General features: G+C 64.5%; 15 protein-coding genes. 2 read left to right on the forward strand and 13 right to left on the reverse strand.

Annotated features, from left to right (window positions below; translation table 11 throughout):
• Positions 1–175 precede the first annotated feature (175 nt).
• Complete coding sequence (locus tag HAP47_RS37160; protein ID WP_173643761.1) at positions 176–835, reverse strand: YqgE/AlgH family protein; 660 nt, start codon at positions 833–835, stop codon at positions 176–178.
• A 136-nt stretch (positions 836–971) separates the two neighbouring features.
• Between HAP47_RS37160 and HAP47_RS37165 the strand changes: the two genes are divergently transcribed.
• Both HAP47_RS37165 and HAP47_RS37170 read left to right on the forward strand, forming a co-directional pair.
• On the forward strand, positions 972–1,808 hold the full coding sequence (locus HAP47_RS37165) for a protein-disulfide reductase DsbD domain-containing protein (protein WP_173643760.1): 837 nt from the start codon (positions 972–974) through the stop codon (positions 1,806–1,808).
• A 274-nt stretch (positions 1,809–2,082) separates the two neighbouring features.
• Complete coding sequence (locus HAP47_RS37170) at positions 2,083–3,474, forward strand: lipopolysaccharide biosynthesis protein (protein ID WP_173643759.1); 1,392 nt, start codon at positions 2,083–2,085, stop codon at positions 3,472–3,474.
• Positions 3,475–3,588: 114 nt separating this feature from the next.
• Here the strand turns inward: HAP47_RS37170 and HAP47_RS37175 are convergent, their stop codons facing one another.
• The 12 genes from HAP47_RS37175 to cysG all read right to left on the reverse strand — a co-directional run bounded on the left by HAP47_RS37175 (position 3,589) and on the right by cysG (position 15,278).
• Entirely contained in the window at positions 3,589–4,377 is a 789-nt protein-coding gene (locus HAP47_RS37175) for a 3-hydroxybutyrate dehydrogenase (RefSeq protein ID WP_173643758.1), read from the reverse strand.
• A gap of 12 nt (positions 4,378–4,389) precedes the next feature.
• Positions 4,390–5,559 (reverse strand): DUF3734 domain-containing protein, encoded by a 1,170-nt coding sequence (locus HAP47_RS37180; protein ID WP_173643757.1) that lies wholly within the window; start codon positions 5,557–5,559, stop codon positions 4,390–4,392.
• Between the two features lie 162 nt (positions 5,560–5,721).
• Positions 5,722–6,219, reverse strand: a complete 498-nt coding sequence (locus HAP47_RS37185) for a CAP domain-containing protein (RefSeq protein ID WP_173643756.1) — start codon at positions 6,217–6,219, stop codon at positions 5,722–5,724.
• Positions 6,220–6,534: 315 nt separating this feature from the next.
• Complete coding sequence (locus HAP47_RS37190) at positions 6,535–7,584, reverse strand: sulfate/molybdate ABC transporter ATP-binding protein (protein ID WP_173643755.1); 1,050 nt, start codon at positions 7,582–7,584, stop codon at positions 6,535–6,537.
• Positions 7,574–8,536 (reverse strand): sulfate ABC transporter permease subunit CysW, encoded by a 963-nt coding sequence (cysW, locus tag HAP47_RS37195; protein ID WP_231168647.1) that lies wholly within the window; start codon positions 8,534–8,536, stop codon positions 7,574–7,576. Before cysW ends, HAP47_RS37190 begins: the two co-directional genes overlap by 11 nt.
• A gap of 11 nt (positions 8,537–8,547) precedes the next feature.
• Positions 8,548–9,333, reverse strand: a complete 786-nt coding sequence (cysT, locus tag HAP47_RS37200; protein ID WP_231169037.1) for a sulfate ABC transporter permease subunit CysT — start codon at positions 9,331–9,333, stop codon at positions 8,548–8,550.
• Between the two features lie 84 nt (positions 9,334–9,417).
• On the reverse strand, positions 9,418–10,407 hold the full coding sequence (locus tag HAP47_RS37205) for a sulfate ABC transporter substrate-binding protein (protein ID WP_173643754.1): 990 nt from the start codon (positions 10,405–10,407) through the stop codon (positions 9,418–9,420).
• Positions 10,408–10,604: 197 nt separating this feature from the next.
• On the reverse strand, positions 10,605–11,333 hold the full coding sequence (locus HAP47_RS37210) for a phosphoadenylyl-sulfate reductase (RefSeq protein ID WP_173643753.1): 729 nt from the start codon (positions 11,331–11,333) through the stop codon (positions 10,605–10,607).
• Positions 11,330–11,845, reverse strand: a complete 516-nt coding sequence (locus HAP47_RS37215) for a DUF934 domain-containing protein (protein WP_173643752.1) — start codon at positions 11,843–11,845, stop codon at positions 11,330–11,332. Before HAP47_RS37215 ends, HAP47_RS37210 begins: the two co-directional genes overlap by 4 nt.
• A complete protein-coding gene (locus HAP47_RS37220) occupies positions 11,832–13,487 on the reverse strand; it encodes a nitrite/sulfite reductase (protein ID WP_173643751.1) in 1,656 nt (551 codons plus the stop codon). The genes HAP47_RS37215 and HAP47_RS37220 overlap by 14 nt, the downstream gene beginning before the upstream one ends.
• 25 nt (positions 13,488–13,512) lie before the next feature.
• Positions 13,513–13,830 (reverse strand): DUF2849 domain-containing protein, encoded by a 318-nt coding sequence (locus HAP47_RS37225; RefSeq protein WP_173643750.1) that lies wholly within the window; start codon positions 13,828–13,830, stop codon positions 13,513–13,515.
• A complete protein-coding gene (gene cysG / locus HAP47_RS37230; protein ID WP_173643749.1) occupies positions 13,827–15,278 on the reverse strand; it encodes a siroheme synthase CysG in 1,452 nt (483 codons plus the stop codon). The genes HAP47_RS37225 and cysG overlap by 4 nt, the downstream gene beginning before the upstream one ends.
• Between the last annotated feature and the right edge of the window lie 167 nt (positions 15,279–15,445).

The raw sequence follows: 15,445 nt of genomic DNA on the forward strand, positions 1-15,445 counted from the left end.
GCGAAGCGCGACCCGGGACCCATAACCACGAATGCATGTGATGGCGAAGGCTTTGGCCCCAGCGCGGCGTCGCAACGACGCCCTGTGGTTATGGGTCCCGGCCTTCGCCGAAACGACACCGTGAATGCGGAGAGACCGTCGCTACTCCGGCAGATCTGCGCGAGGCCGGCGTTGTTTACGCGTGGCCCGCGTCGTTCGACAGCATGCCGGCCTCGATGCCGATCTTGCGCAGGGCGCGCGCGTATTTCTCGTCGACATCGGTGCCGAAGATCAGTTCCGGATCGGCGTCGCAATGCAGCCAGCCATTGTGCTGGATCTCGTTCTCGAGCTGGCCCGGCGCCCAGCCGGCATAGCCCAGCGCGAGGATCGCGTGCTTGGGACCGGAGCCCCTGGCGATCGCCTTGAGGATGTCGACGGTCGCGGTGAGCGAGATGCCGTCGTCGATGTTCAGCGTCGCATCCTGAATGTAGAAGTCGCTGGAGTGCAGCACGAAGCCGCGGCCGGTATCGACCGGGCCGCCCTTCATCACCTTCATCATCTCGGCGTTTTCCGGCAGCGTGATCTGGTCCGACTTCTCGATGATGTCGAGCTGCACCAGCAGCCCCGGAAAATCGATGCTGCCGGCCGGGCGGTTGACGATGATGCCCATCGCGCCCTCCGACGAATGGGCGCACATGTAGATCACGGAGCGTTCGAAGCGCGGGTCGTTCATCACAGGCATCGCGATCAGCATCTGGCCATCGAGATAGCCATCTTCGGTGGCATGGGGACCGACGGCCGGGCTTCTGCCGGCGGCGGTCTTGCGAGTCTTGCCTGTTTTGCCTTCAGGGCGCATCCGCAAAGGCCTCTCCTGCTGATTTGGCATCCTGATATTGGGTCGCGGTTCTGTCAATCAACCTTCGGCCGCAGTGCGGCGATGCATCACAAGCAATTCAATGGTTTGCACCGAAAGTTGCAGGTAAAGACGTCTCATGATCGTCACAGTTCCCTTGCGGGCCGCATTTGCCGTTGCCGTCACATTTTCCGTCGCATCCGTGGCAACGGAGGTTCGCGCCGACGACGCCTCGCCCTGGCAGCAGGACACGCATTCGGCGGTCAGGCTGCTGGCGGGATCGCGCAGCGGCGCGGTGCTGCTCGGCGGCATCGCCTTCCAGCTGCAGGACGGCTGGAAAACCTACTGGCGCACGCCAGGCGATTCCGGCGTGCCGCCGCGATTCGATTTCTCCAGGTCGGACAATGTCGATGCGGTCACGGTGATGTGGCCGGCACCGCGCCAGTTCGACGACGGCGCCGGAGGTACCTCGCTTGGCTACAAGCACCAGGTGGTGCTGCCGCTGCGCATCGTCGCGAAGAATCCCGACAAGCCGCTGGTGCTGCGCGCCGATATCAACTACGCGGTGTGCGAGAAGCTGTGCGTGCCGGTGGAGGCGAAGGCCGAGCTCGCATTCGCGAGCGTCGCCTCGACCGAGGACGCCGCGCTGTCGGAGGCGCTCAACGCGGTGCCGAAGCCCGCCAATATCGGCGACCCCACCCCGGTCACGATCCGCGACGTCAAGCGCGACGGCAACAACGTGCTGGTCGATGTCACGGCGCCCGAAACCAAGGACCTCAGCCTGTTCGTCGAGGGGCCGACGCCCGACTGGGCACTGCCCGTGCCCAAGCTCGTCGAGCACGCGCCGTCGGGCGTGAAGCGCTTCTCGTTCGAGCTCGACGGCTTGCCGCCGGGTGCCAAAGCGGACGGCGCCGCGCTGAAACTGACGCTGGTCGGCGGCGACAAAAGCTACGAATTCAATATCAATTTGAACTGACGCCGAGGCGTCGTTCCAATAGGACGTTTCGGCCTAGTGCGCAATTGCGCACGGGAGCCGGGACACGTTCTCGCGGCTGCAGTCTGAGGCACGCTGTGGATCAAGCTGTATGCACCAACTGTTCCCTGTGGTTATGGATCCCGGCTCCCGTGCGCAATCGCGCACTAGGCCGGGATGACGCAAGATGGGAACATCCGTCACCCAACCCAATCTTAACGTTTCGTTGATAGATCGGGGCCATTGCCGGCTTGCGGCGCCTTAGGAATTTTCCGCCTTGGCTGTGATGGAAACACAATCCGCAACCCCTGCGCCATCGGGCCCGGTCGCACGCCTGCGCGGCCTCGCCGCGCGCCTGCTCGGCGGCACCAAGGAAGCGTCGGTCACCAAGCGCCTCGCCGGCACCATCTTCGTCATCCGCGTCATCAGCGCCGCCATCGCCTATCTAGCGCAGATCCTGCTGGCGCGCTGGATGAGCGGCTCGGACTACGGCATCTATGTCTATGTCTGGACCTGGGTGCTGCTGCTCGGCAGCACTATGGATTTCGGCATCGCGCCGTCCTCGCAGAAGATCATCCCTGAATATCGCGCGCGCGGCGACCTCGCCGCGCTACGCGGCTTCCTCTCCGGCGGCCGCTGGGTGGTGCTTGCCGCGTCCAGCACGGTCGCGCTGCTGCTCGCCGGCGTGATCCACCTCGCCTCGCCCTGGATCGATCCCAACGCGGTCGTGCCGCTCTATATCGGCTGCCTGACATTGCCGCCCTTCGTGGTTGCCAACACCCAGGACGGCATCTCGCGCGCGCATGACTGGATGCAGCTCGGCCTGATGCCGCAGTTCATCGTGCGGCAGGGACTGATCATCGCCCTCACCGCCGGCGCGCTGGCGCTCGGCCTCAATCTCGGCGCGACGGCCGCGATGATCGCGAGTGCGGCTGCGGTGTATATCGCCGCGATCGGCCAGATGATCGTGCTGAACCGCCGCCTTGCCGCCCATGTCGGGCAAGGCGAGAAGACCTACGACGTCAGGGGCTGGTTTGCGATCTCGCTGCCGATCATGCTGGTCGAGAGCTTCTATCTCCTGCTCGGCTACACCGACGTGCTGATGCTGCAGCAATTCCGCTCCTCCGAGGAGGTCGGGATCTATTTCGCCGTGGTGAAGACGCTGGCGCTGGTGTCGTTCGTCCACTACGCGATGTCGGCAACGACGGCGCATCGCTTCGCCGAGTACAACGCGCTCGGCGACAAGGAGCGGCTCTCGGCCTATGTCGCACACGCCATCAGCTGGACGTTCTGGCCCTCGCTGCTCGCGACCGTCGCCCTGCTGGCGTTCGGCAAGCCGCTGTTGTGGCTGTTCGGCCCGAAATTCGTCGACGGCTACAGCATCATGTTCGTCGCCGCGATCGGGCTCGTGGTGCGCTCGGCGATCGGGCCGGTGGAGCGCCTGTTGAACATGCTGGGACACCAGAGCATCTGCGCCACCGCCTATGCGGTGTCGTTCTTCATGAATGTCGGGCTCTGCATTGCGCTGGTTCCGCGCTACGGCGGCATGGGCGCGGCCGCTTCGACCTCGCTGTCGCTGACCTTCGAGACGATCCTGCTGTTCGTCGTGGTGCGCTCGCGCCTCGGCCTGCACGTGCTGGCGTTCGGGAAGGCCCGGTCGGCGCCGTAGCATTGAGGCGGGCTGGATGCCTCACCGCCGGCGGCGATCATCAGATCGAAAGCAAAAGCCGGCCCTGATCGGATCAGGGCCGGCTCATTCTTCGGCGAAAATCCCGCCGGAAAACTACTCCGCGGTCCAGCCGCCGTCGATCGAGAGATTGGCGCCGGTAATCTGCGCGGCGTCGTCGCCGCACAGGAACAGCGCGAGTGCTGCGACCTGCTCCGAGGTGACGAACTCCTTGGTCGGCTGCGCGGCGAGCAGCACGTCCTTGATGACCTGCTCCTTGGTCATGTTGCGCGCCTTCATGGTCTCCGGAATCTGGTGCTCGACCAGCGGCGTCCAGACATAGCCCGGGCTGATGCAGTTGCAGGTGATCTTGAACTGCGCGAGCTCGAGCGCCACGGTCTTGGTGAGGCCGGCGATGCCGTGCTTGGCCGAGACATAGGCCGACTTGAACGGCGACGCGACCAGCGAGTGCGCGGAAGCCGTGTTGATGATGCGGCCCCAGCCACGCTTCTTCATGCCCGGCACCGCGGCGCGGATGCCGTAGAACGCCGACGACAAATTGATCGCGATGATCGCTTCCCACTTCTCCGGCGGGAATTCCTCGATCGGCGACACGAACTGGATGCCGGCATTGTTGACGAGGATGTCGACCGAACCGAAGGTCTTTTCGCCGAGCGCGATCATGTCGGCGATCTCGGCCGGCTTGGTCATGTCGGCCGGCGAATGCACGGCCTTGACCTTGAAGTCGGTCTCGATGCCGGAACGCTCCTTCTCGATGTCGGCCGGCACGCCCATGCCGTTGAGCACGATATTGGCGCCGGCGCCGGCGAAGGCGCGCGCATAAGCCAGTCCGATGCCGCTGGTCGAGCCGGTCACAACGGCGGTCTTGCCTGTCAACGTACCCATTGTTCTTCGCTCCTATTTGCTTGCAGGGGGCGAGGGTTCGTCCCCCGTGAGATCGTAAGTCACCATGGTTTCCCCGGACTGCGGCCGTTCTAGCCATTCTTTGTGACGCATCGACAAATGCACGTCGCGGACGCCCGCGCCCCAGTGCTCGACCATCGCAACATGGGAGAAGTCGTAGTCCTTCGACGAGCTCTCGTAATTCTTGCTCTTGTAGATCAGGTGAACCACCGTGACGGTGTTCTCCTTGGACGCCTTGCGCAACAGTTCGACCGACGGATCGTTTTTCAGGTAATCGGGCAGCTTGCTGATCAGGTCGCGCACCGCCATGCGGGCGTTGTGGACCTGCTTGTTCTTGTCGGTGTTCATCCGCGTTCGGCTGGAAAAGCGGATGTCCTTTTCGCGCTCGGCGGCCTCCAGCAGCGTCTCCGGCACCGGCCCGCGCGCGCTGAACAGGTCGACCTGGAAGATCAGGAGATCGCGGCTGATCTCCTCATCGAGCACGAAGTCGAGCGGCGTGTTGGAGGCGATGCCGCCGTCCCAGTAATGCTCGCCCTCGATCACGACGGCGGGAAAGCCCGGCGGCAGCGCGCCCGAGGCCATGATGTGCTCGGGGCCGATCTTCTTGCCGAGCTTCTTGAACTCGTAATTGTCGAAATAGCGGAAATTGCCCGAGGTGACGCCGACCGCGCCGACCGACAGCCGCGTCTTGAGATCGTTGATGCGATCGAAGTCGACCAGCCGCTCCAGCGTCTTCTTCAGGGGCGCCGTGTCGTAATAGCTCAGCGATTGCGAGCTGCCGGGCGGCCACAGCGGCGCCGGCGGAATCCGCGGCGTGAAGAAGCCGGGCACGCCGAAGGTCGCGATGATGGCGGCGCTGGTCTCGTTGAACAGCGAGCGGGCGCGCTCATGTTTCGAGATCGGATTCCAGGGCACCGGCGCCGACACCATATCCCAGAATTCCTTCAGCCGCGGCACGCGCATGTCCGGCTCATTGCCGGCAATGATCGCGGCATTGATGGCGCCGATCGAAATGCCGGCGATCCATTCCGGCTCGAAGCCTGCATGGCAGAGCGCCTGAAAGGCGCCGGCCTGATAGGAGCCCAGCGCACCGCCGCCCTGAAGAACCAGTACACGCTGCGCTTGCGCCGGCGTCGGGCCGGGCGCGGAATCCGAAGTATCCATTCGTAACCGTTCGGTTCAAATGACTTGAAGGCGCACCGTGGCGGCTGTTCGCAGCCGCGTCAATCAACGAGATGGAGGGCTCTCTGTTTGAGCATGATCTTCTCGGAAAACCGCTTCACACTTTTCCGGATCATGCTCTAGATCACGCGGAATTTATCGAGATCAGGTTGCCGCCAAAATGAGCGTCCAGAACACCTTGTATTTGGTATTCGGAGCATAAACGGCCGCGATGCCCATTTTTGTGACACCGCTTTTGAGCATGTTAGCCCTGTGCGGCGGTGAATCGCGCCAGCCAGAAAATGCTTCCGCGAGCGTGTGATAGCCGGCCGAGATGTTCTCGACCGCCACGGTCGCGGGATAGCCGCCGGCCTCCAGCCGCTTGCCGAGCGGGGCCTTGACGTCATGGTCCATCTTGTTGCGCGCGGCCATCGCTTGCGACTGCTGTTCGGCGAGCCTGGTCAGGTCGGGATCGACCACGACAGTGCCGAGACCATTGTTCTGGCGGTACTGCGAAAACATGATCGCGGCGGCCTGGCTGTCCAGCACGGCACCGGGCTGCGCCATGTTGAGATACATGGCCGGTTCTTCCGGGATTTTGGTGTCTGTGCCGCAGCCGGCAAGCACCAGAAGCCCGAACAGGGCGACCGTCGTCCGTTTCACTACTGAAAACCCCCAAGGTTGGCCCGCCGTTGTTGCATACCAACCGTGGCTGAATGGTGAACAGGGGCTAACTTTTGGCCATCAATAGCCACCGATCTCCGGGAACAGTCGATCTTCCGAGCGAAGTCCCGGATTTCGCTGTGCGCCATCCGGGCTACGGAGCTTCTCCCTTCCCCTGAAAAGGGGGAAGGTCGGGATGGGGGGCGGCCACAGGCGACACTGAATGTGGAGAGAGAAGATCCCCACCCGCTTTGCTCTGGCGAGCAAGGCGACCTCCCCTTTTCAAGGGAGGTTTGAGCATCCGGGCTGCGGAACCTATTCCTGGGCGGCAAAGATCCGGTAGCGGCGGGGCTGCAGCGAGACGATTTCGCCGGCCTGCAGCTCGCGGTCGCGGGGGGCGTCGATCTCGATCACGGTCTTGCCCTCGCTCCCCGACAGGGCCACCTCGGCGCGCTGGATCGGACCGAACGAGCGGACATGCCGGATGGCGCCTTCCAAGGCGCCGGTTCCCGCCGGGCCGACCGCCATGTCGTGACGGCGCACGAACAGCTTTGCTGCCCCGGACGCGGCGCCCAATGCCGGAATGTTCAGGGGACGGCCGTCGAGCCGCACCGCGTCGCCGGCCACATCGACCGGCAGCACGATGGATTCACCGATGAAGCCGTGCACGAAGGCGGTCGCCGGATTGTCATAGACCTCGCCGGGCGAGCCGATCTGCTCGATCTTGCCCTTGTCCATCACAACCACGCGGTTGGCGACTTCGAGCGCCTCCTCCTGGTCGTGGGTGACGAAGATCGAGGTGACGTGGATCTCGTTGTGCAGCGAGCGCAGCCATTGCCTGAGCTCCTTGCGCACCTTGGCATCGAGCGCACCGAACGGCTCGTCGAGCAGCAGGATCCGCGGCTCGATCGCGAGCGCACGCGCCAGCGCAATGCGCTGACGCTGACCGCCGGACAACTGGCTCGGATAGCGATTGGCGAGCCAGTCGAGCTGCACCAGATCGAGCAGGTTCTTGACGCGGGCGCGGATCGTCGCCTCGTCCTTGCGGATCGTGCGCGGCTGCACGCGCAGGCCGAACGCGACGTTCTCGAACACCGTCATGTGGCGGAACAGCGCGTAGTGCTGGAACACGAAGCCGACCTGACGCTCGCTCGCACCGCGCGAGAGCGCATTCTCGCCGTCGATCGCGACCTCGCCCGAGTCAGGCCAATCGAGGCCTGCGATGATCCGAAGCAGCGTGGTCTTGCCGGAGCCGGACGGGCCGAGCAACGCCAAGAGCTCGCCGTCGGCGACCTTGAGATCGACATTGTCGAGCGCGGCAAAGCTGCCGAATTTCTTTACGATATTCGTGACTTCAATCGCCATCGGGCACCTCTGGCTCGTCGAGCCGCCGCTCGAGAACGGTTTTCGCCACCAGCGTGATCAGCGCCAGCATCGCCAGCAGCGACGCGATCGCGAACGAGGCGACGAACTGATATTCGTTGTAGAGAATCTCGACCAGGAGCGGCATCGTGTTGGTCTCGCCGCGGATGTGGCCGGAGACGACGGACACCGCACCGAACTCGCCCATCGCGCGCGCGTTGCAGAGCAGGACGCCGTAGAGCAGGCCCCATTTGATGTTGGGCAACGTGACGCGGAAGAAGGTCTGCAGGCCGGAGGCGCCGAGCGAGATCGCCGCCTCCTCTTCCTGGGTGCCCTGCTCCTGCATCAGCGGGATCAGCGCGCGCGCCACGAAGGGGAAGGTGACGAAGATCGTCGCCAGCGCGATGCCGGGCACCGCGAACAGGATGTGAACGTTGTGCGCCTGCAGCCATGGCCCGAAATAGCCCTGCGCGCCGAACAGCAGCACGAAGACCAGGCCCGAGATCACGGGCGAGACCGAGAACGGCAGGTCGATCAGCGTGATCAGGAAGGTCTTGCCGGTGAATTCGAATTTCGAGATCGCCCAGGCCGCGACCACGCCGAACACGAGGTTGAGCATGACCGAGATCGCCGCGATCAGCAGCGTCAGTTTGATCGCAGCGAGCGCCTCGGGCTCGGCCAGCGCCGCGAAATAGGCGACGATGCCTTTCGAGAAGGCCGACGCGAACACGACCACCAGCGGCAGCACGACGAAGATGCTGAGGAAGGCGATCGCGAGCGCGATGATGATCAAGCGGATCGGGCCCGGTTCGGTGCGCGGGTTGCGCCGCGCCGCGACCGGCTCGGCGCGCGCGATCGCGAGCCGCGGGGCCGGGGCCGCAACGCTGACATCGGTCGCGGGCGCGTAGGTCCGCAGCTGCGTGGTCGAGGTCGCCAATCCCGTCTGCATCGACATCTCTTGAGACCTCAATGCACAGGGATGCGGGCTTGCGCCCAGCGCTGCAGCCGGTTGATCAGGAAGATGATCAGGAACGAGGCCACCAGCATCACGACCGCGATCGCGGTGGCGTCGGCGTAGCGGAATTCGGACAGCCGGATCACGATCAACAGCGGCGCGATCTCGGAGACGTTGGGCAGATTGCCGGCGATGAAGATCACCGAGCCGTATTCACCGATGGCGCGGGCAAAGGCCAGCGCAAAGCCGGTGAGCAGCGCCGGGATCAGGCTCGGCAGGATGACGCGAAACACCGTGTGCCAGCGGTTGGCACCGAGGCTTGCCGCCGCTTCCTCGATCTCGGGATCGAGATCGATCAGCACCGGCTGCACCGTGCGCACCACGAAGGGAATGCCGATGAAGATCATCGCGATGAAGATACCGATCGGCGTGAACGCGACCTTGATGCCGAACTCGGCGAGCGGCGCGCCGAGCCAGCCCTTCTGGGCAAACAGCTGCGTCAGCGCCACGCCTGCGACCGCGGTCGGCAAGGCAAACGGAATATCGACGATGGCGTCGAACAGCCGCCGGCCCGGAAAACGGTAGCGCACCAGCGCCCAGACGATGATGGTGCCCATCACCAGATTGACGCAGGCGGCCGCAAACGAAAGCCCGAACGAAATCTTCAGGGCGTTCAGGGTGCGGCGGCTGGTGACGATGCCCCAGAACTGATCGAGGCTGAGCTCGAACGTCTTGAGGAACAGCGCGGCCAGCGGAATCAGGATGATAACGGAGAGCCATGTCAGGGTCAGTCCCATGGTGAGACCGAACCCCGGCAGGGTACTGCGCCGTGCAACCGCTGTGCTCACAATTCCCCCTGTTCGACCCGGGCGATATCTCGATCAGTTCTTGTAGATCTGATCGAAGATGCCGCCCTCGGCGAAGTGCTCCTTCTGCGCCTTGGTCCAACCACCAAAAACGTCGTCGATGGTGAAAAGTTCAACCTTGGCGAAGGATTTTTCGTACTCCTTGGCGATCTCGGGATCGCGCGGCCGGTAGGAGTTGCGCGCGGCGATCTCCTGGCCTTCTTTGGTGTACCAGTACTTCAGATAGGCTTCGGCGACGGCACGGGTGCCCTTCTTGTCGGCGACGGCATCGACGACGGCGACCGGCGGCTCGGCCAGGATCGACTGCGCCGGGGCCACGATCTCGAACTTGTCCGGACCGAATTCACGCAGCGCCAGAAAGGCTTCGTTCTCCCACGCGAGCAGCACGTCGCCGACGCCGCGCTCGACGAAGGTCACGGTCGAGCCGCGCGCACCGGTGTCGAGCACCGGGACATTCTGATAGAGATCGGCGACGAACTTCTTCGCCTTGTCGGCCGAGCCGAACTTCTTCTGGGCATAGCCCCAGGCGGCGAGATAGTTCCAGCGGGCACCGCCCGAAGTCTTCGGGTTCGGCGTGATCACGGCAACACCGGGCTTGATCAAATCGTCCCAGTCCTTGATGCCCTTGGGATTGCCCTTGCGAACCAGGAACACGATGGTCGAGGTATAGGGCGAGGCGTTGAGCGGCAGCCGCTTCTGCCAGTCCGCTGCGAGCAGGCCCTTGCCCGCGATCGCATCGATGTCATAGGCCAGCGCCAGCGTGACGATATCCGCCTGCAATCCGTCGATCACCGAGCGCGCCTGCGAGCCCGAGCCGCCATGCGACTGCTTGATCTCGACGCTCTTGCCGGTCTCCTTCTGATAGGCCGCGGCGAACGCCTTGTTGAAATCGACATAGAGCTCGCGCGTCGGATCGTAGGACACGTTGAGCAGCGAATAGTCGGCCGCGAAGGCCGAGCCCGCCCACAACAATCCCGCGACCAGCGGCAGCATACGACGGATCATTTCTGTCTCCATTCAACCTGAGAACGTCAGGGAACACGCAAGACATCACTCACGGTGAAGCGGCCTCAAGTCAACGAAACCGGTTTTCTTTGTTTTCAGCGGCGCAGCGCGCTTGTGCTACGAAGCCGCCGCGCTGCGAAGGCTTTGTCGCGTCGCCAGATCGCGATGAAGCGTCAGCGCGATCTGGCTGCGGCGTCCTACGACATCTCCGTCGTATGGATGCCGCATTCCGTCTTCGCCCGGCCACGCCAGCGGCCGTCGCGCGCATCCTCGCCGGCCGCGGCCCGGCTCGAGCAAGGCATACACCCGACCGACTGATATCCCGATGCGACAAGTGGATGCGGCGGCAGCTTGCCGAGCCTGTAGATCGCCTCGATCTCCTCGCGCGAGACGTTGGCGAACGGATTGAATTTCAGCCTGACGCCGTCGTCCTCGACAACATGGATATCGGCGCGGGCACCGCCCTGGAAGCGCTTGCGGCCGTTGATCCAGGCGGCGAACGGCTTCAGTGCGCGCGCCAAGGGCTCAACTTTGCGGATGCGGCAGCAGGCGTCGGGATCGCTGAACCACAATTCGCGGTCCGGGTCCTGGCGCGACAGCGCCTGCTCATCGGGCTTGATCGAGCGCACATCGGTGAGGCCGAGCGTCTTGATCAGCTTATCACGATAAGCCAGCGTCTCCTCGAACAGCCAGCCGGTGTCGAGGAAGACCACCGGGATCGCCGGATCGACGTCCGCCATCACCTTGAGCAGCGCGGCGGACTCGGTGCCGAACGACGACACCAGCGCCAGCCTCTCGCGGCCGACCGTCTGCAACGCGGCCGCGATCACCTCGGCGGGCGACGCTTTGCGCAGCGCGCGATCGAGCGAATCGGCCGCGGGAAATGCGGCCGGCGCCGCTGCGAGCTCTGGTGCAAGCGTGCTCACTGGCCGGCGCTCTCCGAGTGACGCAGCTGCATGCGGCGGTTGAGTGCGGTGACGCGGCCGTCGCCGGTCGGCTGGTAGAACACCGAATAGCGCTTCATGGTCTGGGCGAACGCGTCGGCGTCGGCATCCTTCTTCACCTCGAAGGCGTCGAAGCCGGCGCGCGTCATGAACACGAACTGGTCGCGCAGGATCTGCCCGGTGGCGCGCAGCTCGCCGTCATAGCCGTAACGCTCGCGCAGCAGGCGGGCCTGGCTATAGGCACGGCCGTCGCGGAAGGTCGGGAACACCAGCGCAACCGAGGCCAGCCGATCGAGATACGGCACGAGTTCGTCGAGGTTGCGGTTGTTCGGCCAGATCACCCCGAGCTTGCCCGGGCGGCGCAGCAGCGCCTTCGGATCGGCGAGAAAGCGCTCGGCCGTCACCAGCACCGCGCCGTCGCCCGGCAGCTCGGCGCCGTCGGCGACATGCACGAACAGATCGGTGGTCAGTCTTCCCTGCTTAACGAGTGGCATAGACGCGCTCCCTGAAAGGCTCGACGCCCAGACGCTTCACCGTGTCGACGAACAATTCCTCGGGACGGTCGCGCAGCGCGAGATAGGCTTCGACAATGTCTTCGATCACGTCGGCGACTTCCGCATAGGGAACGGCCGGGCCGATCAGGGTGCCCATCTGCGCGTTCTCGTCGGCGCGGCCGCCGATCGTGATCTGGTAGAACTCCTCACCGTTCTTCTCGACGCCGAGAATGCCGATGTGGCCGACATGGTGATGGCCGCAGGCATTGATGCAGCCGGAGATGTTGATATGCAGCCGGCCGATCAGGTCGGCGGTGTCGTGGTTGGCAAAGCGCCGCGTCAGCTCCTGCGCGATAGGGATCGAGCGCGCGTTGGCCAGCGAGCAGTAATCCAGCCCCGGGCAGGCGATGATGTCGGTCACCAAATTGACGTTCGGCGTCGCGAGGCCGAGCCGGTCGAGCGCCTTGAACAGCTGGGGCAGATCGCGCTTGGCGACATGCGGCAGCGCCAGGTTCTGCTCGTGGCCGACGCGTATCTCGCCGAACGAATATTTGTCGGCGAGGTCGGCGACCGCGTCCATCTGCTCGGCGGTGGCGTCGCCGGGCGGACCACCGACCGGCTTCAGCGACAGCGTCACGATCGAATAGCCCTGCACCTTGTGCGCCGACACCGAATTCTTGCGCCAACGCTCGAACAGCTTGTCATGCGCGGCCTGCTTCAGCTCGTCCGGCATGTGCGGCAGCTTTTCGTAAGGAGGATAGGAGAAGCGCGAGCGAACCTCCTCGATGGCGGTGTGGTCGAGCGTCAGCCCGACATCGCCCATCTGCTTCCACTCCTCCTCGACCTCCTTGGCGAACTTCTCGATGCCGAGCTCGTGCACCAGGATCTTGATGCGCGCCTTGTAGATGTTGTCGCGGCGGCCGTACTGGTTGTAGACCCGCAGGATCGCCTCGATGTAGCTCAGGATATCGCGGCCGGGGACGAACGGCTTGATGGTCTTGGCGATGAATGGCGTGCGGCCGAGACCGCCGCCGACCAGCACCTCGAAGCCGGTCTCGCCGTCGGCGTTCTTGTGCAGGCGCAACCCGATGTCGTGGATCTTGATCGCGGCGCGATCGTGCTCGGCGGCGGTGATCGCGATCTTGAACTTGCGCGGCAGGAACGAGAATTCCGGATGCAGCGTGGTGTGCTGGCGGATCAGCTCTGACCAGATCCGCGGATCCTCGATCTCGCCCGGCGCGACGCCGGCCCACTGGTCCGAGGTGACGTTGCGCATGTTGTTGCCGGAGGTCTGCATCGCATGGATGCCGACCTCGGCGAGATCGGCCAGCGCGTCCGGCAGCTCGGCGAGCTTGATCCAGTTGAACTGGATGTTCTGCCGCGTGGTGAAGTGGCCATAGCCGCGGTCGTAGCGGCGCGCGACATGGGCGAGCCGACGCAGCTGCTTCGACGACAGCGTGCCGTAGGGGATCGCGACGCGGAACATGTAGGCGTGCAGCTGCAGATACACGCCGTTCTGCAGGCGCAGGATCTTGAATTCGTCCTCGGTGAGTTCGCCGGAAAGGCGACGCCTCACCTGATCGCGGAATTCGGAAACACGCTCGTTGATCAGCGTGCGGTCGAGTTCGTCATAAGCATACATGTTCGATGAGCCTTACGCCGGCGTCTTACGCGGGGACCTGGAGATCGATGGTGACGCCCTTGGCGCGGATGTGTTCGCGGAGATTGCCCGGCTTGACCTTGCCGCCATCCTTGAGCTCGACCGGCGCGATATAGGGGCCGACCGCGCCGACGTCGTCGGCGGCGGCTTCGGCCAGCAGCGCACGGGCGTCGTCGGAGGTGCTGACGACGGCGGAATCGGAAAGTTCGGTGGACCAGCCTTGTTTGGCGGTTCGGTACACGACGGCGCCGTCCCAGGTGCGGTTGGCGGTCACCACCGAGGGGCCTGTGATCCTGATTTTCTTCTGTTCGAGCGGAGAGGTCATTCGGCAGCTTTCAGCAGTTCGGAGAACATCTGGTTGGAGAACAGTTGGGTGACGTTGGATCGGCTCCACGGCGCGGAATGCGCGACCACGTCGCCGATGATGAGGACAGCGGGACCGCCATCGACCTGTTTGACCAGTTCGGGCAGCCGCGCCAGCGTGCCGACCGCGGCCTTGGCGTCCGGCCGCGTCACGCGCGCGAACACGCCGACCGGTGTCTCCGGCGAGCGGCCCGCGGCGAGCAGGCCTTCGCGGATCGAGGGCGCCGCGGTCATGCCCATGTAGACGACGACGGTCATCCTGGTGTCGGTCAGCACCGACCAGTCAACGACTTCTGCATCGCGCGCCTTGTGCGCGGTCAGGAAGGTGATGCGCAGCGCCTCGTGCCTGAAGGTCAGCGGCACCTCGAATTGCGCGGCCGCGCCGAGACCGGCGGAGATGCCGGGAATGATGGAGTAGGCGACGCCGGCGTCGCGCAGCGCCTCGATTTCCTCGCCGCCGCGGCCGAACACAAAGGGATCGCCGCCCTTCAACCGCACCGCACGCTGGCCCGACTGTGCGGCCTCGATCATCAGGCGATTGATGGCGTCCTGGCCGATGCCGGGCTTGCCGATGCGGCGGCCGACCGGAATCCGCGTGGCATCGCGCCGGATGCGGTCGAGAATTTCTGGTGACACCAATTCGTCATAGAACACGACGTCGGCGTCCTGCAGCGCGCGCAGCGCCTTCACGGTGAGCAGATCCGGATCGCCGGGACCGGCGCCGACCAGCGTCACATGGCCAACAGCCTTGCCTTCCGTATCAGCACCGGCAAATGCGGCGGGATCGCCGATCGCGTTCAGCGCGTGCTCGGCTTCGTCGTTGCGGCCGGCCAGCACCAGCGCGCCGATCGGGCCATCGACGATGCGCTCCCAAAAGCGGCGGCGCAGCGGAAACTCCTCAATCCGCGCATGCATGGATTTGCGGAAGCGGCCGATGAAGCCGGCGAGATCGCCGATCCGCGCCGGCAGCACCGCTTCGATCTTCTCGCGGATGCGACGCGCCACGACCGGCGACGTGCCGCCGGTTCCGACCGCGACCACGACGTCGCCGCGATCGACGATCGCAGGCATGATGAAGGTGGAATGCACGAGGTCGTCCATCACGTTGACCGGCAGGCCAATCGCCTTGGCGCGCACCGACATCGCAACACCGACCCCGCCTGCGCCGGCGCAGAACACGGCAATGACATCGGAGAGATCGGCCGCGAGCGGATCGCCCTCGGCGCGCTCGATGCGCGCGGCGTCCTCCGCCGCGATGCCGGCAAACTCATGATCGCCATCGGTCGCGTAGCAGCGAACTGCGGCACCGGCAGCTGCGAGCAGCCGCAACTTGGCGCGCGCGAGCTCGCCCGCTCCAACGAGCAGCACCTTGCCGCTTTGCAGATCCAGAAACACGGGCAGATATCGCATCAGACACTCGCTTCCCCAACTGGGGGGTTGACTGAAATTATTTTCTATTTATCTCTCGATCAAGGCCAGCAAAGAGAAAATTATTTCTTCTCTATTGCAGCGCAACTTTAGAATTTTCCACTCCACAGGCCAAGGCCAAGAGATGCATCTTCTCGACAACGAATCCG

The organism is Bradyrhizobium sp. 41S5 (assembly GCF_011516665.3).
Lineage (GTDB): Bacteria > Pseudomonadota > Alphaproteobacteria > Rhizobiales > Xanthobacteraceae > Bradyrhizobium > Bradyrhizobium quebecense.

Bases quoted from the DNA above. Each gene is read 5' to 3' on its own strand.
- HAP47_RS37160 (WP_173643761.1), bottom strand. From the start codon at position 835: ATGCGCCCTGAAGGCAAAACAGGCAAGACTCGCAAGACCGCCGCCGGC.
- HAP47_RS37165 (WP_173643760.1), top strand. From the start codon at position 972: ATGATCGTCACAGTTCCCTTGCGGGCCGCATTTGCCGTTGCCGTCACA.
- HAP47_RS37175 (WP_173643758.1), bottom strand. From the start codon at position 4,377: ATGGGTACGTTGACAGGCAAGACCGCCGTTGTGACCGGCTCGACCAGC.
- HAP47_RS37180 (WP_173643757.1), bottom strand. From the start codon at position 5,559: ATGGATACTTCGGATTCCGCGCCCGGCCCGACGCCGGCGCAAGCGCAG.
- HAP47_RS37190 (WP_173643755.1), bottom strand. From the start codon at position 7,584: ATGGCGATTGAAGTCACGAATATCGTAAAGAAATTCGGCAGCTTTGCC.
- cysW (WP_231168647.1), bottom strand. From the start codon at position 8,536: ATGTCGATGCAGACGGGATTGGCGACCTCGACCACGCAGCTGCGGACC.
- cysT (WP_231169037.1), bottom strand. From the start codon at position 9,333: ATGGGACTGACCCTGACATGGCTCTCCGTTATCATCCTGATTCCGCTG.
- HAP47_RS37205 (WP_173643754.1), bottom strand. From the start codon at position 10,407: ATGATCCGTCGTATGCTGCCGCTGGTCGCGGGATTGTTGTGGGCGGGC.
- HAP47_RS37215 (WP_173643752.1), bottom strand. From the start codon at position 11,845: ATGCCACTCGTTAAGCAGGGAAGACTGACCACCGATCTGTTCGTGCAT.
- HAP47_RS37220 (WP_173643751.1), bottom strand. From the start codon at position 13,487: ATGTATGCTTATGACGAACTCGACCGCACGCTGATCAACGAGCGTGTT.
- HAP47_RS37225 (WP_173643750.1), bottom strand. From the start codon at position 13,830: ATGACCTCTCCGCTCGAACAGAAGAAAATCAGGATCACAGGCCCCTCG.
- cysG (WP_173643749.1), bottom strand. From the start codon at position 15,278: ATGCGATATCTGCCCGTGTTTCTGGATCTGCAAAGCGGCAAGGTGCTG.